Here is an 18529-nt window from a genome sequence, read left to right as displayed (position 1 = left end):
ACCACACCACAAGACCTCGCACATGACGGGAATGCGCATGCACCTCGGTCACGATCTCGATGAGAAGTTTCCCCACCGCCACACCTACAGCGCCGCCGCCCCCAAGCGCCCCGACGGCACCCGCCGCGCCCTGCGGATCGGCCTGGGCGGCCCGGTCGGCTCAGGCAAGACCGCCACCGTCGCCGCCCTCTGCCGAACCCTGCGCGAGGAGCTGTCCATCGCCGTCGTCACCAACGACATCTACACCCGCGAGGACGCCGAATTCCTGCTGCGCGAAGCCGTCCTGCCACCCGAGCGCATCAAGGCCGTCGAAACCGGTGCCTGCCCGCACACCGCCATCCGCGACGACATCTCCGCCAACCTCGAAGCCCTCGAGGACCTGGAGGCCGAGGGCGGCCCGCTCGACCTGATCCTGGTGGAGTCCGGCGGCGACAACCTCACCGCCACCTTCTCCAAGGGCCTGGTCGACGCGCAGATCTTCGTCATCGACGTGGCCGGCGGCGACGACATCCCCCGCAAGGGCGGCCCCGGCGTCACCACCGCCGACCTCCTCGTCATCAACAAGACCGACCTCGCCCCCTATGTCGGATCCGACCTGGAGGGCATGGCCCGCGACGCCAAGGTCCAGCGCGGCCACCTCCCCGTCGCCTTCACCTCCCTCAAGGGCGAGGGCGGCGTCAAACCAGTCGCCGACTGGGTACGCGAACGCCTCACCAATTGGACCGCAGGCCCCGCATGACCCTCACTACCGAAGAAGCCGTGCCGTTCGCCCAGCCGGCACCTCCTGCCACAGGCGTCCGGGCCACCGCCCGCATCACCGCAGCCACCAGGGGCGGCACCACCACCCTGCCCGTCCTCGACGGCGACGGACCCTTCGAAATGCGACGCCTGCGCTCACGCGGCACCGAGGCACGCGTATGCATCGTCGGCGCGATGAGCGCCCCCCTCGGCGGCGACCGACTCCGCATCGAAGCCACCGCCCAGCAAAACGCGGCACTCCACATCACCTCTTCCGCCGCAACCCTCGCCCTGCCAGGCCCCACCCCGGAGTACGCCACCTACGACGTACACCTGATCGTGGAAGAGCACGCGGAGCTCCACTGGCTGCCCAAGCCGCTGATCTGTGCCGCCGGCAGCAATCTGCGGCAGACCTGGAACGTCGACCTCGCCCCCACCGCACGGCTCGTGCTGCGTGAAGAACAGGTACTCGGGCGTACGGGGGAGACGTCCGGCCATGTGGCCACCCGACTCACCGTCCGACGCGGTGGGCATATGCTTCTTGAACAGGAAGCCGAGTACGGTCCAGGCGCACCCGGTTGGGACGGCCCCGCCGTGCTGGGCGGCTACCGCGCGATCGGGCAGATGCTTATCGTCGACCCGGCCTTCGAGAGCAAGTCGCCCGAACCTCAACTCTTCGGCGACGATTCGGAAGAGGGCCAAGCAATCCTGACACCACTCGCGGAGCCTGCTGCGCTCGTCACTGCCATCGCTCCGGATGGCCTGCGCCTGCGTCGCCTCCTGGACACGACGCAAAGCGCCTTGCGCCATCGCGTCCCGGCCGAGATCGCGCACTGAACCACCCGAACTCCCGGGTACGGGGCGCAGCGCCGACGGGGGCCGGCGCACCCAAGCGCGATGGTCCCCTCGGCGATGCCGCCGCGAAGAGTCTGACGACCAGAGAAGAGCAGATTGAAGCCCGGGGCGCGCCTGGCTTAAACGTGTGGAACTTCGGTGGCAGGAATCGGAGACGCGCGTCACGGGTTCGTCCAGTTGCCGCAGGTGTCTTGGCGCTGTGCGAGTGGGCATTCCACCAGGGAGGATGCAGAAGGGTGCCTGGCCCCGCTCGACGACGCGCCGTCCGCCCGTCCAGGTTCTAAATGGAATAGGAAATGGCGCAGGTGATGGCCCACCCCGCGAACCTCGTCGCGGCTCATCCAGCAGGCGTCCCTGCGATGCGATACCAGATCCGATCGGCGTCCGCGACCTTGCTGGAGCATGCCCGCGCTGAACTGGCTGGAGTGCGTTATATGCAGGCAGCACGGACCGGGGCGCTGGGCGAAGCGAGGAACGAGGCCGGGGCTACCCACCGGGCTGGCATCGCCGCGTTGCTGGTCACTTACCGGGTGCCCTGGCTGAAGTCTTCTTCGCCTGTGGTGGCACTGCACCTGGAGGCCGACCGTCACGATCGACGACGTCGTGATCGATCTCGAGGACGGCACGTGCGCATATGTGCAGGCCAAGCTGTCCGCGTCGTCCAAGCCATACGAGAACACCGTTGACCAGTGATGCCGGTCCATCACGTCGGGGGGAGTGCCGTGAGGGCGATGAACTGCTCCTCGTCGTTACCAAGGCCCCGCTCACCATCACAGCCGCCGAGGCACTGACAACGCGGCGCGCCGGAGCATCCCTCACTGCAACAGCGTCCCAGCAGCTTCAGGGGCTACGGGAACTCGCGGCCGGCCACGGCCCGAACGGCGATGAGACGACACGGCTGCTGGATGCGGCGAAGCCGCCGCTGGCGATGACGGGGCTCTCCAGCCGTCGCACGGCGGCGGGAACGAGTACGAGGCCGGGGCTGTCCTCCTCACCCGGATGCCACGCGCACTCGAAGCCGTCGATACTGACCGCGTCCACGCCGAGGCTCTGCGCCTTGACGGCATGCCGCACCGCCACCGCCTTGTGGATCACCTTCACGCCTGCGCCCTTGAACGCGGTCACATGCTCCGCCGGGTTGCTGCCGGCAGTTTCGACCACCCTCACGCCGCTCTCGATGATGACCGCGCGGTACTCCGCGTAGGGCACCGGATTGAGGGTGGGCAGGATGGTCAGGTTGACGCTGAACGGCCTGTCGGTCGTCTCCCGGCACCGCGCGATCTCGCGTGCCAGCGCCGGATCGCGGCGACCTTGAAGGCGGCGAGGCAGAGGTAGAAGCAGAGGTCGCTGCGGTCGCTTACGCTGCGGGCGTCGTGCCGCGCGATGATCTCCGCCTCGGACGGGAAGCCGGGCGCGAGGCCAGCATCAGGGGCGACACCTGCACCGACCAGGCGGGTCGGCCGGGGGTAGGGCAACATCAGCGCCAGGTCGGAGGCCGGGTTGCCCAGGGTGGTCATCTCCCAGTCGATGACGGCGCGGACTGGTCGGCGTGGTCGATCTGCACGTTGTCGAGGCGGAAGTCTCCGTGGGCGAGTCCGGGGCGGACGGCGGCGTCGACCCAGGGCTCGCGCCGCGAGCTCGGCGTGCAGAGTGCCGGCGGTCGGCAGGTGCCAAAGGTGCCGCCGTACTCCACACGACGACCAAAGGTCTCGCCCAGAAAGGTCCGGACATCGACCCTGACGCGTGCTTCGAGCGGTACGAGCGAGTGGCCCTCGACGCTGAGGAGTCCCATGCCGCGGAGAACCTGGCGAAGCCGGCGTCACTTGCTCCGACGCCACGACAACTGCCGGCCATGCCCCTTTCCGTTCTACGAGCGTGACCAGAAGGTGTCCGATGTCGAATTGAATTCAGGGGACGGCGGGCCCTGTCAATCATTCCCAGATGGGGTTATCGAGCAGGGCGACTGATATGATCTCGAATCGTGTTCGAGAAAAGATCGAGAGCCCAGGCACCGACTCGCCCGGCCGTGGTGCAGCGCCGGGGAGTGGAGCGGAGGCGGGCCCTCATCGAGGCCGCCGAGGGGCTGCTCGCCGAGCAGGGCTACGAGGCTGCGACGCTCAAGGCGGTCGGCGATCGGGCGGGCATCCCCGTCGCCTCCGTATACCACTACTTCGCCGACCGGTACCAGGTCGAGGCCGAGCTGATGCAGCGCTATGTGGACGAGCTCGATGGCATCATCGACTCCGCGCTGGTGAATCGCGACCCGCAGACGCTGCGTGACATCGGCGACGCCGTCATCGACCCCCTGCTCGAGTACTTCCGCCTCCACCCCAGCTGCACGGAGCTGTGGTTCAAGGGACGCAATGAGACGGTCATCGACCTGGTCCGCGCCTTCGACGAGGTCCAGGCCGAGCGCGTCTGGCACGTCCTTGTCGAGCGTGGCCTTGTCCCCGCCGACCTGCCTCTCCTGGTCGTACAGCTCGCTTTCGAGGTCGGCAACCGGCTCTTCGACGTCGCGTTCCGGAACTCGCCGAACGGTGACGACATCACGATCAACGAAGCGCGCCGGATCGTGACCGCGTACCTGGCGACCTATGCCACGGACGGGCCGCAGCGCCGCGCCTGACGCAGCGACGCGTCAGGGCTCCCGCGACCCGCGAGCCCCAGCACCCGCAAGCGTGTCCGCTGGGGTCCAGGTGAGAGGGGATCACGTGGCGACACGGTCAGAGCGCGTCGCCGACCTCCTTCGCGGCGCGCTCACCAGCGCGGACCGCTCTCTCTGGATGGCCCTCGTGCACCGTTGCCGTTTCGGTGCAGGCTCAGTGGATCCGGCCACCGGCCGGATCACAGCGTTCGTAAATTGAGTGAGCAGGCCCGGTAGGTGGGTGCTCACGCAGCCCTCGACTCAGGGCTCGTGGGGTCCCAGTCCTGCTCGGCCTCCAGCTTCACCGCCACCCGTTTGAATTCCGTGAGGGTCACCGGCGGGAGGGCCGCCTCGGTGAACTCCCGCACGCCACCCACCGGCTGTCCGGCCGGCCCCCGACAACCGCCTCGTCCACTTCACCCGCCGGTGCCGGCCAGCCCGATCGCTGCGACGTCCATCCACGACGCCCTACTCGAGCAGGTTCAGGGAGGCTATGGCTTTCCGTCCGTTTCTCTCAGGGGCGGAACGGCGATGTCATCGTGCGCCCGCCGCCTGGGCGCGTGCTGCGCATGCCCCGGAGCAGCACGTCGACCAACGGGTCGACCAGTGGCCTGAGTTCGCCAGTCAGGCGGCAATGGATTTATCTACATCGGCCCCATGGAGCGAAATGCCCTGAGATGCCCGATCGGCGGCCTCCCAAGTGGGGGAGGGATCTTGACAGCCCCGCGCAAGCAGCCCGTAAACTCAAATACGATTCGAAGTCGACTCTCGACGAGATGTCGGCTTGCCGAGCCGCTCGAGGATGTCGCCAGGTGCGTGAAGCGAGGAAGGCGTCCCCGGGCCTGAGCCTCACCCCCGCTGTTGTGCGGCAGTTGGACCCCCGGTGCCCGTCACCCTCGTCCGGCCGGACGACCTCAGTGCCTTGAGGCTGACGATGGCAGCGTCCCAAGACCTCCCGACGCGGCTGCGCAGTTGTGGCGGCTCACCGGGGAGCGGGGTCTCGGACGGCGTCGAACCTGCCGCCGGAACGGTCGCGCCCTGCTCAGCCACGAACCAGCACCGCTTCAGCCACCTGTCCTCACCGATCGAGGTTTCGTGCCCTCTTACTTCACCCCGTCCCCGCCTGTGGGCCCACCGGCCTCACGGCGCTCACCCGATGCCTTCCCGCAGCAAGGCGGTGGCAGCATTCGTCGGTGGGTGCGACGCCCACAGCGCGCGTTTATCGTCGTCAATGCAGGTCCGCTCGCCGTCGCCATCGTGTTGTATTGCATCCCCCAGTTGTCCGGCACCGAGGTGTTCGGCCAGATCACCCTGGGGATCACGTGGGGCCTCCTCCAACTCGGCCTGTTCATCTCCACCTCCTGGTGGTACGAAAACAGGTCATCCACCTTGTGTGATGCCGGAAATCGGTCTCCGGATTCTGTGAGGCCCCAGGCCAAGACGTCAGGCATCGCCCATGTCTCCGAGACCGGGCAGGGGTGACGCGATGACCTTCTCCATTGTGAGCGCGGCCGCGCTCGACTCGATCGGCTCAGCCGCCCGGGGCCCCGTAATCGTCGCCTTTCTGGTCTTCATCGGCCTCGCCCTCCTGTGGGTCTTCACGCTCGCCTCGCACGAAGACCGGCCCGGGAGCCTCTACATAGCCGACCGTTCCCTCTCCCCGGTCTTCAACGGTTTCGCCATGGCAGGCGAACAGATCTCGGTCATCACCCTGTTCACGATCACAGGGGCAGTTGCTCTCTTTGGATACGACGGGTTCGTGTCCGCCATCGACAGTGTCATCGCGCTCGGTGTGCTGCTGGTCTTCGCACAAAAAATACGGGACTGCGGCCAGTACACCCTCGGGGGCTTGTTCTCCATACGTGCGTCCGGATCTGCTCCGCGCATTGCCGGTGCCGTGGTGACGCTGATCATCACGATCCCCGTACTCATGGTCCAGTTGAGGGCCGCCGGCATCAGTACTGCCCTCCTCATCGGCGCGTCGACCGATAGGGTCCAGATCGTGTGCACGGTGCTCATGGGATGTCTCGTCGCCTGCTTCGCAGGGGTGGCCGATCTGAGAGGCACCAGTTTCATGCATATCGTCAAGGTCCCCGTGACCTTGGTGACGCTCGCGGCGGTCACGGTACTGGCCCTCAGGATGTTCGAGTGGGACCCAGGACGCATGCTCTCCGAGGCGGTTCGACAGAGCCTCTCGCCAGACGGATATCTGAGTCCCGGCCTCTGGGCGCATACGGCAGGGCTCGGAACACTCAACACCATCGGCGACCACATCGTCGTGGTCCTCGGTACGGCCATGATGCCCCACTTGATACTGCGCATCAGCGCGTCCCGCACGGGGCGGGATGCGCAACGATCCATGACCATCGCTGTGGGACTGGTTGGCGGCTTCTTCTACCTCCTGATTGGGACAGGAGTCGCAGCGGCGGCCGTAGTGGGAAGCGGAAGCCTCGGAGCGGTCGACGCCAACGGACAGTCGTCCCCGATCCTGCTGGCCTCGGAGGTTCTCCGACACGGCTCTGGAGCGCGCGTTGTTCTCATCACCGTCATGGCATGTGTCGCCTTTCTCGCCGTACTCACCGCCGTGACCAGCGTGACTTTCGCGGCCGCTGTCTCCCTCTCCCGCGATGTCTTCGCACGGGTCAAGGGGCCACGCAGCAAACTCGGTGAAGTGCGCGCGCTGCGCCTGGCCGTCGTCGCCCTGTGCACGGTCGGCCTTTCGTTGTCCGCCGTCACCAACAGCTATCCCGTCGAGTTCCTGGTCACCTTCTCGCTGACCGTCGCGGCGTCGTGCATCTTTCCCGTGCTGGTCTATTCGTTCTGCTGGTCCGGATTCGATCGGAGGGGGCTGCTGTGGTCCGTCTACGGGGGACTCTTCTTGTCCACAGTGCTCACGCTGTTCTCACCCACCGTCTCCGGGACCGCGTACGCGCTGTGGCCGCATGCGCATCTCAACTGGTATCCCTTTCACAATCCCGGCCTGATTTCCGTTCCGGCGGCCTTCCTCCTCGGGTGGATAGGCAGCACGGGGCGGTCCGGGGAGGTGCCCCTCTCTCGAAGGAGTGCACCCGGAATGTCGACGAGACAGACAGACGGACGGCGGTGACAGACACGAAGGCGTAGCGCTCGCGCAGTGGCACCCGTCGCGGACTTCCCGCGTGGGAAGTTGCCGTGGTCCGGAACTGGTGTGCGGTCCGGTGAGCACGTGACGAGGCTGCAGGTGGTGATGGTTACGTCGATCAACTCTGGCACCGTCGTGGCTGTCGGAGATGCCACGAGGAATGTCTACAGCCTCATCGCCTGCGACGGAGAGGGCTCCTCCAGACGACCCGGCTCGGCACCATCTTCGCCGGCGACGAGCTGCCTGACGGTCTGGCACCGCATAGTGAGCCCACCGCGGCTCGCCCCCGTACTTGCCTTCACACGATGCGGGGATACGACTGGAGATCGGATCGGAGTGACAGCTAGTCATGAACAAGCGCGACACGGGATACACAACAGCTGAGTACGGCCGGGTAAGCGTGCTCGTCGGCGCAAAACAGGGCGCCTACCCGTACGGCAACTCGCTGCTCGTACGGGGCGCGACCGCGTCGCTGGTCGTTGATCCGTCGCTGTCACTCGTCGAGGCGGCGCCCCACGCGGATGTGGTCCTCGTGAGCCATGCGCACGAGGACCACATCGCCGGTCTCGGAAGCTACGAGGGGCCGGTTCACATCCACGAAGGCGACCTTGAAGCGCTGCGGTCCCGCGATGTGCTGGTTGCCGGGTTCGGCCTTCCGCCCGAGGCGGTTGACGCTGTCGACATGACGATGCGGGACGAGTTCCATGTGCACGGGCGCCTGGACGCGGCAGGGTTCGAAGACGGCGCCGTGTTCGACCTCGGCGGGCGCACCGTGACGGTCGTGCACCTGCCTGGGCACACCGCGGGCCACAGCGGCTTCATGATCGAGCCAGACGGCTTCCTGTTCGTGGGGGACATTGACCTGACGTCGTTTGGACCGTACTACGGTGACGTCGGCAGCAGCCTGGTTGACTTCGAGGCGTCCATGCGTCGGTGCCGGGAAATCGACGCGCACTGGTACGGCACGTCCCATCAGAAGGGCGTGATCGAGGGTGCCGGGGAGTTCCGGCGCCGGCTCGACGCCTACGTCGACGTGGTGGCGAAGCGGGAGGCAGCGCTTCTTGTGTTCCTCCACGAGCCGCGGACCGTTGAGGAGATCGTCGACCATCGGTGGGTCTACCGGGCCCACGTCGTAGGGCCGCAGGTGAGGCCGGTAGAGCGGAGGACGGCGGTGCAGCACCTGGACCGGTTGCGGAGCGCGGGGCTGGTCGCGGAGGTGGAGCAGGGGCGGTTCCGCGCGACGTGAGTTCGTGGCGGCCGCTCAGACCTGGGAGCGGTGCGGCGGGCGTGCACGAAGCCGCCCGGGCTTGCATCCCGAACGGTCCTTATCCCAGCCGGAAAACGGCCGGACCGTCCCCGGCGGACCATTCGCTTACGCCCGCTAACCGTCCTGCATTGCGCGAATTCGAACCGTGGCCGCAGAACTCTCCCCCTCGACGCGACGACGAGCTCGCGCTCCGCCAGGCGCAGGGCGGTCGACATGCCTCCAAGCTCGCCGCCTACGACTTGTCACCTAACAGGTCGTCTCTCGCTTGAGCGCCGGAAGGCGGATCGGTCCATTCGGTGAACGTCATGTAGTCGATGTCGGTGGCGCTGGTGCCTAGGCATCTTCCCGCGCAGAGTGGCGGCTCGCCATGAGAAAGGACCTGCCGCGGCGCCATCGACGCGATCATCGCCCCACTGCCCCACTGCCCCACTGCCCCACTGCCCCACTGCCCCACTGCCCCACTGCCCCACTGCCCCACTGCCGGGCTTCGCTGAGCCGGCCGTGACCACTAGCGAGTGCCCGGCGAGCGCTACTGGCTCTCATCGGCGGATGAGGTTGTCGGGGAGAGCCTGTTCTGCCCAGATGACCTTTCCCTCGCGGCTGTGCCGTGTGCCCCAACGTTCAGCGAGCTGGGCGACCAACAGCAGGCCACGGCCGCCTTCGTCGAAGGTACGGGCGCGACGTAGGTGTGGAGCGGTGCTGCTGGCGTCGAAGACCTCGCATGTCAGCGTGTCCTGGAGGATCAGCCGAAGGTGGATGGGGCTCTTGCCGTAGCGGATTGAGTTCGTCACCAGCTCGCTGACCATGAGCTCGGTGGCGAAGGCCAGCTCTTCCAGCCCCCAGGTGGTCAGCGTGTCGGACGTGAAGCTGCGGGCCCCGGCGACGGCGGCCGGGTCGGAAGGGAGGGGCAGCGTGGCGACGTGGCCGGGGTCGAGAGCCCGGGTTCGCGCCACCAGAAGGGCCACGTCATCAGCAGGCCGGCTGGGCAGCAACGCGGCAAGCAGCCGGTCGCAGATCTCCTCGGGCGGCATTGGCGCCCGGGCGAGGACGTCGCGCAGCACCGTGCGCGCGACGTCCACGTCACCGGTTCGGCTCTCGATCAGGCCGTCGGTGAACAGGGTCAGCAGACTGCCCTCCGACAGCTCGAACTGGGTGGTTTCGAAGGGGAGTCCGCCCAGGCCCAGCGGTGGGCCGATCGGCATCTCAAGGAAGTCGACCGACCGGGAGGCTGGGGCGTCACCGTCGGCGGCCGGGGGAGTAGCCACGGCCGGCAGGACGTGTCCGGCGCTGGCCAGGGAGCACAGCCGGGAGACGGGGTCGTAGATCGCGTACAGGCAGGTGGCGCTGGTTTCGCCCGCATCTCGGGCCTCCTCGCGCTGAAGGCGGATGACCACGTCATCGAGATGCGTGAGCAGTTCGTCGGGCATCAGGTCGATGTCGGCGAAGGCGCGCACAGCCGTCCTTAGGCGGCCCATAGTGGCGGCGGCGTGGAGACCACGGCCGACGACGTCGCCGACGACGAGGGCGACACGGGCTCCGGACAGCGGGATCACGTCGTACCAGTCGCCGCCCACGCCCGCCCGGGATCCGCTGGGCAGGTAGCGGGCGGCGGTCACGACGGCGGACTGTTCCACCACACGCTGGGGCAGCAGGCTGCGCTGGAGTGTGAGCGCGGTGGCCCGCTCGTGGGTGTAACGGCGGGCGTTGTCGATGTACACGGCTGCTCTGGCCGCGATCTCCTGGGCCAGGAGGAGATCGTCCTCGTCGAAGGGGGCGGCGGTTCGGTGACGGAAGAACTGGGCGAGGCCCAGGGTGTCGCCGCGGGCCTGCAAAGGCAGGAGCAGAATCGAGTGGAGGCCGACGGTGTGCAGGAAGTCCCTGCGGTCCGAGGACGCCGCCAACCATGCGGGGGCGCCGGACGCCGTGACGCGGCACAGGAGCGACTGCCCCGTGGCCAGTGCGTGAGCCGGCTCCGACCCCGCCGGATAGGTGTGCCTTTCCCCGGTGGCGACTGCGGAGTCCGGGCAACCGCTCAAGACGGAACGCTGCGCGATGCGGCACAGGGTCGGCGCACCTGCCGGTGGGGGCGTGCCTTCTTCGCGGAGAACGGAGTCGAGGAGGTCGACGGTGATGAGGTCGGCGAACTCGCCAGTGCCGACGTCGGCAAGTTCTTGAGCGGTGCGGGCGGTGTCGAGTGTGGTCCCGATCCGCTTGCTTGCCTCGTTGATCAGGATCAGCTTTCGCTGAAGCCGCCGGTCGCGTTCTTCCTGGTACGCGGCGACGACTTCTTCCGAGCCCCGGTCGACGTATTCGAAAGCTATCGCGATCAGCTTGATCGACGCAGCGTTGATCAGTTCCCAGTCGCTGGTGAGGCGGGCGGCCTCTGCCTGCATCAGTTGGAGCAGGCTCATGTGGCCGAGCCGGTAGGTGCGCAGGAGCTTGCTCAGTGGTATCCCGCTCTGAGCGAACCTGCGAGAGAGCTCCAGCGCCTCGGGAGGCGCCTCGACCTCGATCACATCAAGGCCGTGTTCGAACATATCCAGAAAGACGTTTACGTGGGCTGTCGTCTCTTCCAGGGCCAGAGCGGCGACGTCCTCGTACGTCCACAGCTCGGGCAGCTCGCTGCGCAGCCGCTGTAGCAACACGTCGACCGACTGGGCCGCCCGTGGCCTGAGCTCTTGAGCGAGACGAGAGAGGAACACGTCCACATCGGTCCCCATAGAACAATTGTGGGGAAGGGAGCGGAGGCGTGCCACCTCAAGGCAACGTGAGGCGCACCTGGCCGTGCCACTGCCGCTCCCGTGTGTACGAACTCAGTGCCCGAAGCCGACATCGCAAAGTCGATTCGAGATCGAATTTCAGGGGTTTCGGCCTGCCGATCCGGCGCGCGACGGTAACCGCACCGATCCCGACCCGGTCGGGCAGTGAGGTCCGCGTTCGCCCCCCGAGGCATAAACCGGGCCCATGAGGCCGACGGCTCGGCATGGAGCACCAAAGAGGATCCGGTGATGGTGCGCCCGTTCACCGAGGCGGAGAAGCAGCAACCCCGGCCCGCCGGGGGGCGACGCCACGCTGACCGAAGGAATCACGACGGCCCACGCCAACTCGCGCGGCACCTATGGCGTCCCCCGCTTCCACGCCGCCATGAAACGGGGCGGCGTCGACTGCGAGGGGCGCATTGATCGCCTGATGTGAGCAGCCGGCCCACAGGGCGGACGTTGCGGACGACCGCATGTCACCACCATCGCTGACCCGCGAGCTGCCCTGCGGCCCGACCTGGTCCTGCGGGGCTTCGTCCCCGACTAGGCGGCGATCGACACCCGCTGGTGTGGCGACATGACCTGCATCCCAACCGACCAGGGCCGGCTCCACTTGGTTGAGTCATCGCCATCGCGTGCCGTCGTGTGATCGGCTGGTCAACTGCCGACCACCTGCGGCCCGATCTGGTCGCCGGCGCCCCCAAGGCGGGCGGCCGGCAGTGTCGTCCCGCCGCTCCGTGGTCGTCGGCTGCCCAGCAGCCTTGGCTGTCTCCTGGGCGACGAGCCTTCCGTGACGACCCAGTGGTTGCGTGATCGCAGCGCGTATCTGGGACCGCACGAACGACCCCGCCTTCCCAGTCCAGATGGCCAACCAGACGATGCAACCGCCGCTGGGGCCGTGGCTCAGGGGCCTACGCACTGTTGCGGGGGCGATGCGCCTGGGGTTGGGCCGGGAGCCTCCGCGGGTCGGTGTGGGCATTGCGTCGTGTAAACTCGAACTCGATTCGGAATCGAATAATGATCGATGGCCCGTTCGCCGCTGCAAAAGAGGGGACGGGAGGCGAGGAACAACGATGTCAATGAATGCGACCGCCGACGGCTTGACCTACTCGGCGTTCACCGGGTGGAGCGATCGGCCCACCGATTTCGCGCCGGCGCTCGAGGGTGAGGTCCAGTGCGATGTCGCCGTCGTCGGCGGTGGTCTTGTCGGAATGGCGTCCGCGCTCCGGCTGGCGGAGCGCGGAGCGGATGTGGTCCTGCTCGAAGCCGCGCATTGCGGCTGGGGTGCGAGTTCGCGCAACGCGGGTTACTTGTCGAACGCATTGGCCGGGGATCCGCAACTCTTGCGCTTGCTGTTCCGACGCCGACTCCGTGACCTCGTTCGCTATGGCGAGAGTTCGGCACAGTTCACCGAGGGTTTGATCGAGCGGCTCGCCATCGACTGCGAGTACGACCCCACTGGCAACGTCATCGCCGGGGTCTCCACCGGACAGCTCCGGCGCTTGAAGAAGAACATGCAGATCCTCCGCGACGCGGGGGCAGACGTGGAATTCGTCGACGGCCCTGACTTCGGCCTGCCGGGAACGTTCCTGGGCGGCATTTTCGAGCGCGGTGGGGGGCTGTTGAACCCTGGGAAGCTCGCACTCGGACTCAGGGACGCGCTTCTGGCGTCGAGCGCGAAGGTGTTCGAGCGGACAGCTGTGCAAGCTGTCGAGCCCGATGGTGCAAGCGTCGTCGTCCGTGTGCCAGGTGGCCGCGTCCACGCCGAGAGGGTGGTGCTCGCGACCAACGCCCACTCCCGCGACCTCGAGATTGCCCCAAGCGGTATCGCGCCCATCTGGACGAGCCTGGTCGAGACCGAACCGGTCGATCCCGACCGCCTGGCAGCGATCGGCTGGACGAGCCGTACGGGCATCATCACCCCGCACACGATTCTCGAGAACTACCGGCGCACCGCTTGCGGCACAATCATGTTTGGTACCCGTCGGCTCCAGGCGGCACCGGGAGCGCTGGGTGCCCGCGAGCCGGATCGGGCAGTGGTGGCGGATCTCGTTCGCGGCTTCCACGAGCGATTCCCGTCGCTCAGCTACCTCGCGCCGCAGCGGGCGTGGGGCGGGTGGGTAGCGATGACGTCGTTCCTCCCGGTCGCCGGTGAGGTTGCTAAGAACGTCTTCTACGCCGTCAGCTGTAACGGCCATGGGCTGGCTCAGTCGCCCTACATCGGCACGTTGCTGGCTGACCGGCTCGCCGGTGATGAGATCCACGACGATCTGCGTGCGATCTGGCGACCGCGGCCGCCATACATGCCCTCATTTGCTCTCGGCGCGCCGACATTGAAGGCGGGGTGGGCGGTCGACCGCATCTCGGACCGTCTGAGTCGCGGGCGCTGAGGAGTCACGCTCAACTCCGACGCCAACGGCACGAGCAACTCACGACCATGCGTTGACATACTCCGATCGCGTCGAATCCATCCACGGGGGGGGCTGATCCGCTGGGACGTGGACGGAACCTGGGAAGGGACCCTCACCGCAGTCCTGGCCGCAGCCGACGACGGTGACAACAGAGGTTGGACCGTGTCTGTGGACTCCACCGTCTGCCGGGCCCACCAACATGCCGCCGGGGCCAGGAAAAGGGGGCGCCTGACCGGGCCGAACCCGACGACCACGCGCTCGGACGCTCCCGCGGCGGCCTGAGCACGAAGGTCCACCTGGCCAGCGACAGTCACGCTCGCCCTCTGAGGCTCCGCGACACCGCAGGCCAGGCCAGCGACGCACCAGCGTTCGAGGCAGTGATGGCAGGCATCCGTGTTCCGCGAAACGGGCCGGGAAGGCCGAGGACCCGGCCGGATGGTCCTGGCGGACCGCGCGTATTCGTCCCGCGCGATCCGGGGGCGTCTCCGCCGGCGGGGGATCCCTGCTGTCATCCCCTAGCCGTCCGACCAGGTGGGACGGCGTCTGCGACGAGGCCGAGCAGGCGGTCGACCGCCTGCGTTCGACGCCGAGACATCACGCGTGTGGACGTCAACCGTCAGGTTGAGGCGGATGCTCCCAAGAACCAACGGAACAATGAGACGCGCTCTAGCCGCCGAAGTCGTCGAACTCCTCGTCTTCGACGAGGATGTGGGTCTCGGAGGGCGAGGGCTGTAGCTCGTCCATGCGACTACTTGGCGTGTGGCTTGGTCGACGAAGCGATTCCGTGGCACCGGCTGGTCCGGTGCCGGCCACGATGTGTGTTGGTGCGTCCTGTGTGTCACTGCTTTGTTCTGCGGGCCAGCTCGCGCTTGAGGATCTTTCCGGTGGCGGTCATCGGCAGGCTGGGCACGAACTCGACGATGCGAGGGTACTTGTAAGAGGCCATCTCTCCCTTGGCCCAGGCGACGAACTCGTCGGTGGTGAGGGAGGAACCGGGCTGGAGGATGACGAAGGCCTTGACTTCCTCGCCATGGCTGTCGTGAGGTACGCCGATGACAGCGGCCAAGCTGACCTCCGGGTGCCTCATCAGGACTTCTTCGATCTCACGCGGATAGACGTTGAAGCCGCCTCTGATGATGAGGTCCTTTGATCGGTCGACGATGTAGTAGAAGCCGTCCTCGTCGCGTCGTGCGAGGTCGCCGGTGCGGAGCCAGCCATCTCGGATGACCTCGGCCGTGACTTCCGGTCGGCCGTAGTAGCCCTTCATCACGTTGTGGCCCTTGACCGCGATTTCACCGACATGTCCGCTCTCGGTCACCTCGGCCCAGTCGTCGTCGATGAGTTTCAGTTCGACGCCCCAGATGGGCACCCCGATCGATCCCGGGCGCGGGTCGAGATCGGGATTGCTGAACGTCGCCACGGGAGAAGTCTCCGACAACCCGTATCCCTCGAGCACAGTGACCCCGAGGCGCTGTTTGACCTGGTGGGCGGTCTCCATCGGTAGTGCAGCACCTCCGGAGATGCCGATCCGGAGGTTGCTCGCGATGCGCTTGACGTCGATGTCGTCGCTGAGCGCGTTCAAGAGCCCCCACCACATGGTGGGTACGCCGGCGAAGAACGTGATGCGCTCACGGCCCATCAGGTTGACGACTTCGCGCGCATCGAAGCGAGGAACGAGGTAGAGGGTGGCAGCCATCGAGAAGCCTGCGTGCATCTGCACCGTGGCACCGAAGGTGTGGAAGAGCGGGAGGCAGAGCAGGTGGCTGTCGGAAGCTGGTGTACTGCCGAACAGGCGGTTGCATGCCAGCACGTTCATCACCGTGTTGGCGTGCGATAGCTCTGCGCCCTTGGCCTGTCCGGTGGTCCCGGAGGTGTAGAGGATGACCGCCGTGTCGGTGGGCTCGGCCGTTACCGAGTCGAACGTCGTGCCCTGGCCGACCAGGGCACTGCCGAGCGTCTCGACCCCGTCGATGGGACTGGGCGCCGCAGGGTCATCGGTGATGACGAAGAAGTGCTCGACGGCGTCGACCTGGTCGAAGCCGGCGAAACCCTCGGCGCTCATGGGCAACTGAGGGGTGCCCTCGAAGCAGAAGTAGGCCTTCACATCGGCGTCGTCCAGGTGGTAAGCGATCTCGCGGCTTTTCAGGAGCACGTTGAGCGGGACGACAGCTGCGCCGGTCTTGAGGATGCCGTAATAGACGGCCGGGAAGTGCGGAAGGTTCGGACAGCTGAGGGCCACCCTGTCACCGGGGCGGATCCCGCGCTCCACGAGCAGGTTCGCCACTTGGTTGGCCGCAGCGTTGACCTGGCTGTACGTCAGGCGGGTCGAGCCCAGTACGACAGCTTCGCGGTCGGGGTACTTGCGGGCGGAGTCCTCGAGCAGGATCGACAGGTTCAGCATGGTGACTCCTCATGAGCCTCGGGGCGGGCTTGCTCGCCCGCGGATGGATCGTGCGGTCCGCGCTTCGCCTCAGCACGGCCGTGTACCTCGTCGTCGCGGTCGATCGACGAAGATGTCGTACTCGGGATTCCCCGTGCCCCCTACGACGAGAGGTCGGGACTCCGGCGTCGCGGAGCCCCTCGACGTCGAGGAATGCGGCCGGTGCATTCGCTTGCGGTCCGTTCGAGGACCTTGACGGCGGCCGGCCACGTTCTCGGGTGAGCATGCCCTGTCGATCGCGGCGTCGAGGCCGAGGATGTTCTTCATTGCATCAGTGACGATGTAGGTCTCGGGCCACAAGCAGTTGGCTGCCACGCCGTGTTCGGCGTACTCCGCTGCCCAGCCGAGAGTCAGGAGCAGGTCGAACTGCTTCATTGTCAGCGTGTCGGTGCCGCCGACGGCCAGCGCGGAAGCGTTGTTGCCACGGTCGATGCCGGCGAACCTGTCCACGCCTCGTTCGACAGCCCGCTGCACCGATGCCTCGTCGCGTACGTCCCCGACGACGTGCCGGACAATCGAGGGTCCGGAGTGTCGGTCTTGGCCGGCAGAACCACGTTGGCGCCGCAGCGGGGGGCGGCGGCGATCGCCAGGCCGAAGCCGCGGCCCGACATGAGCAGGGCGCGGCCCGCGAGGCTCATCCGGTGATCTCCTTGCCGGAATCCGTCGACGCGCTCATCCCCGTTCGTGATTCGGCGTGCTGCGGGGGCGACGACGCCGGCGGCGATCTTCCGTACTCGGTCGCGGAGCTCTCGGGTCTCCGCGGGGGAGAGGAGGTCGTGGTAGAGCCGGTCCGCCTGACGGGCGGGGTTCTGCGTGGCAGGCACGGTTGCTTCCTTGCAAGGGTTAGCCACGAATGGCGGGGACGAAAACGTCGGGGAGTGGCTGCCGGCGCGGGCGACCGAAGAATGCGATGAGCGTCGGCTCGTCAGCGCACTGGGCCGGACAGGCTCGCCAGAACCTGCTCCGCGGCCCGCTCGCCCGACGAGGCCGCGTCGGCGAGTGATGGCATGTCGAGCTGATAGTCGCCGGCCATGTAGACGGGGCCGAGGTGTTGGCGCAGCGTCGGCAGCGAGGCGCGGCCGCCGGGTGGCCAGAACGGCACGACCCGGGGGTGACGTCGGACGATCCCCTCCTCGAGCTTCCCCTCGAGCTCGGGGTAGAGCGAGAGGAGGTCTGTGGTGAATCGTGTAACGATTTCCTCATCGGTGCGCTCGAACAGACTGTCGGCCACTGCGCCGCCCGCAAAGCAGGCCAGCGCGCCGCCCGGCTTTCGTGGGCCAGAACCGCGCATGGCCGCGGCATGGTTGAACATCGCCTGGAACGACAGCTGCGGCGTCGACACAGCGATGTAGTCGTCCCACCGCTGCGGACCCTCCTCGCGGGTGAAGTAGCCCACCACCACGTACCGGCCGTAGTGAATGTCGTCGAACGCCGCCCGGTACCCAGGTGGGAGGCCGGGCATGATCTTCACAGCCACGTCGCTGGGAACGGCCACGATCGCACGGCGGGCGCGTATCCGCGCCGGTCCGTTCTCGTCCTTGTAGTCGACGACGACGCCGTCCTCGGTCCACTCCACCGACCTCACCGGCGAGTTCAGCCGCAGCCGGTCGCCGAGGTCGGCGGCCAGGACGTCAGTGAGGGTCTGGTTTCCTCCCGCCGGCAGGGAGAAGTTCGGAACCTTCGCCGGGTCCGTCAGGAGTATCCCCATCGAGATCGCGAACTGCGTCGCCGCTGTCTCCTCCGGCTCGCATCCCATCCATTGCCCGGACCAGGACCGGACCATGGCCCGCGCGACTTCGGAGTGAACGCCGCGGAGTACGTACGACGCGGCGCGAGCATCGAGTGCCGCCCGAACCCGTTTCGCCAGGGAATTGTCAGGGTTCATCTCCAGAAACGGTACGGCCGCGAGGATGCGAGCGCCGACAGCCGCCAGTCCGACCCGGTCCATGAAGGACATCCGGGAGCGAAGCATCAGGCCGAACGGATTTGAGGTATCGACCTGCTTTCCGTGGAGCGCGAGGGCCACCTTCTTGCCCGCCAGCGTCCCCATGGGGATCTGGTGGCGTTCGAGGGCTTCGATCAGGGTGCCGGTTCCCTCGGTGAACTGGGTTCCGAGGTTGATCCAGTAGTCGCCCTGGCGAACCGACTCCACGCGCCCCCCGGCCCGACCGGTGGCTTCGAGGACGACGACATCCCGATCCGACAGGGTGGTCGCCGCCATCAACCCCGCAATGCCGGCACCGACCACGACGATCTCGCACGCCTCTTCACGTACGTTGCTCGCTGCATCCATG

At 67.2% G+C, this 18529-nt stretch carries 14 protein-coding genes and 1 pseudogene; 8 read left to right on the top strand and 7 right to left on the bottom strand.

The window, feature by feature from the left end; translation table 11 throughout:
- Window positions 1-37: 37 nt before the first annotated feature.
- Window positions 38-739: an urease accessory protein UreG gene (gene ureG / locus ACH4FH_RS36250; RefSeq protein ID WP_398560242.1), complete on the top strand. Its 702-nt coding sequence runs from the start codon at window positions 38-40 to the stop codon at window positions 737-739.
- Window positions 736-1575, top strand: a complete 840-nt coding sequence (locus ACH4FH_RS36245) for an urease accessory protein UreD (protein ID WP_398560232.1) — start codon at window positions 736-738, stop codon at window positions 1573-1575. Before ureG ends, ACH4FH_RS36245 begins: the two co-directional genes overlap by 4 nt.
- Window positions 1576-2433: 858 nt before the next feature.
- Here the strand turns inward: ACH4FH_RS36245 and ACH4FH_RS36240 are convergent.
- From ACH4FH_RS36240 to ACH4FH_RS36230, 3 genes are read right to left on the bottom strand one after another with little or no spacing between them, the layout of a single operon-like run.
- Entirely contained in the window at window positions 2434-2829 is a 396-nt protein-coding gene (locus ACH4FH_RS36240) for an NAD(P)H-dependent flavin oxidoreductase (RefSeq protein WP_398560241.1), read from the bottom strand.
- On the bottom strand, window positions 2826-3110 hold the full coding sequence (locus ACH4FH_RS36235; RefSeq protein ID WP_398560231.1) for a hypothetical protein: 285 nt from the start codon (window positions 3108-3110) through the stop codon (window positions 2826-2828). Before ACH4FH_RS36235 ends, ACH4FH_RS36240 begins: the two co-directional genes overlap by 4 nt.
- Window positions 3107-3385 carry a hypothetical protein gene (locus ACH4FH_RS36230; RefSeq protein WP_398560230.1) on the bottom strand — a complete coding sequence of 93 codons (279 nt, stop codon included), beginning with the start codon at window positions 3383-3385 and terminating at the stop codon, window positions 3107-3109. The genes ACH4FH_RS36235 and ACH4FH_RS36230 overlap by 4 nt, the downstream gene beginning before the upstream one ends.
- A gap of 189 nt (window positions 3386-3574) precedes the next feature.
- Here ACH4FH_RS36230 and ACH4FH_RS36225 point away from each other — a divergent pair, with 189 nt between their 5' ends.
- The 4 genes from ACH4FH_RS36225 (at window position 3575) to ACH4FH_RS36210 (ending at window position 8604) form a co-directional block, all read left to right on the top strand.
- The gene (locus tag ACH4FH_RS36225) at window positions 3575-4219 is read left to right on the top strand and encodes a TetR/AcrR family transcriptional regulator (RefSeq protein WP_398560229.1); all 645 of its coding nucleotides are present in this window, start codon (window positions 3575-3577) and stop codon (window positions 4217-4219) included.
- A gap of 1215 nt (window positions 4220-5434) precedes the next feature.
- Entirely contained in the window at window positions 5435-5719 is a 285-nt protein-coding gene (locus ACH4FH_RS36220) for a hypothetical protein (RefSeq protein ID WP_398560228.1), read from the top strand.
- Window positions 5720-5723: 4 nt separating this feature from the next.
- Window positions 5724-7343 (top strand): transporter, encoded by a 1620-nt coding sequence (locus tag ACH4FH_RS36215; RefSeq protein WP_398560227.1) that lies wholly within the window; start codon window positions 5724-5726, stop codon window positions 7341-7343.
- A 364-nt stretch (window positions 7344-7707) separates the two neighbouring features.
- Window positions 7708-8604, top strand: a complete 897-nt coding sequence (locus tag ACH4FH_RS36210) for an MBL fold metallo-hydrolase (RefSeq protein ID WP_398560226.1) — start codon at window positions 7708-7710, stop codon at window positions 8602-8604.
- A gap of 560 nt (window positions 8605-9164) precedes the next feature.
- Here ACH4FH_RS36210 and ACH4FH_RS36205 read toward each other — a convergent pair.
- Entirely contained in the window at window positions 9165-11345 is a 2181-nt protein-coding gene (locus ACH4FH_RS36205; protein WP_398560225.1) for a SpoIIE family protein phosphatase, read from the bottom strand.
- A gap of 1118 nt (window positions 11346-12463) precedes the next feature.
- On the opposite strand from ACH4FH_RS36205, the gene ACH4FH_RS36200 reads away from it, so the two are divergent.
- On the top strand, window positions 12464-13774 hold the full coding sequence (locus ACH4FH_RS36200) for an NAD(P)/FAD-dependent oxidoreductase (protein WP_398560224.1): 1311 nt from the start codon (window positions 12464-12466) through the stop codon (window positions 13772-13774).
- Between the two features lie 93 nt (window positions 13775-13867).
- Window positions 13868-14387: pseudogene (locus tag ACH4FH_RS36195) on the top strand (IS5 family transposase); the annotation flags it as partial.
- A 246-nt stretch (window positions 14388-14633) separates the two neighbouring features.
- Here ACH4FH_RS36195 and ACH4FH_RS36190 read toward each other — a convergent pair.
- From ACH4FH_RS36190 to ACH4FH_RS36180, 3 genes are all read right to left on the bottom strand, one after another.
- Window positions 14634-16196, bottom strand: coding sequence for a long-chain fatty acid--CoA ligase (locus ACH4FH_RS36190; RefSeq protein ID WP_398560223.1), 1563 nt, complete (start codon window positions 16194-16196; stop codon window positions 14634-14636).
- A gap of 69 nt (window positions 16197-16265) precedes the next feature.
- A complete protein-coding gene (locus tag ACH4FH_RS36185) occupies window positions 16266-16685 on the bottom strand; it encodes a hypothetical protein (RefSeq protein ID WP_398560222.1) in 420 nt (139 codons plus the stop codon).
- Window positions 16686-17160: 475 nt separating this feature from the next.
- Entirely contained in the window at window positions 17161-18528 is a 1368-nt protein-coding gene (locus tag ACH4FH_RS36180; protein ID WP_398560221.1) for a flavin monoamine oxidase family protein, read from the bottom strand.
- Between the last annotated feature and the right edge of the window lies 1 nt (window position 18529).

The organism is Streptomyces sp. NPDC017993, from assembly GCF_044328065.1.
Lineage (GTDB): Bacteria > Actinomycetota > Actinomycetes > Streptomycetales > Streptomycetaceae > Streptomyces.
This window is presented reverse-complemented; position numbering and strand designations above follow the sequence as displayed.

Bases quoted from the DNA above. Each gene is read 5' to 3' on its own strand.
- ACH4FH_RS36245 (WP_398560232.1), top strand. From the start codon at position 736: ATGACCCTCACTACCGAAGAAGCCGTGCCGTTCGCCCAGCCGGCACCT.
- ACH4FH_RS36215 (WP_398560227.1), top strand. From the start codon at position 5,724: ATGACCTTCTCCATTGTGAGCGCGGCCGCGCTCGACTCGATCGGCTCA.
- ACH4FH_RS36210 (WP_398560226.1), top strand. From the start codon at position 7,708: ATGAACAAGCGCGACACGGGATACACAACAGCTGAGTACGGCCGGGTA.
- ureG (WP_398560242.1), top strand. From the start codon at position 38: ATGCACCTCGGTCACGATCTCGATGAGAAGTTTCCCCACCGCCACACC.
- ACH4FH_RS36200 (WP_398560224.1), top strand. From the start codon at position 12,464: ATGAATGCGACCGCCGACGGCTTGACCTACTCGGCGTTCACCGGGTGG.
- ACH4FH_RS36235 (WP_398560231.1), bottom strand. From the start codon at position 3,110: ATGACCACCCTGGGCAACCCGGCCTCCGACCTGGCGCTGATGTTGCCC.
- ACH4FH_RS36180 (WP_398560221.1), bottom strand. From the start codon at position 18,528: ATGGATGCAGCGAGCAACGTACGTGAAGAGGCGTGCGAGATCGTCGTG.
- ACH4FH_RS36190 (WP_398560223.1), bottom strand. From the start codon at position 16,196: ATGCTGAACCTGTCGATCCTGCTCGAGGACTCCGCCCGCAAGTACCCC.
- ACH4FH_RS36205 (WP_398560225.1), bottom strand. From the start codon at position 11,345: ATGGGGACCGATGTGGACGTGTTCCTCTCTCGTCTCGCTCAAGAGCTC.
- ACH4FH_RS36230 (WP_398560230.1), bottom strand. From the start codon at position 3,385: ATGGGACTCCTCAGCGTCGAGGGCCACTCGCTCGTACCGCTCGAAGCA.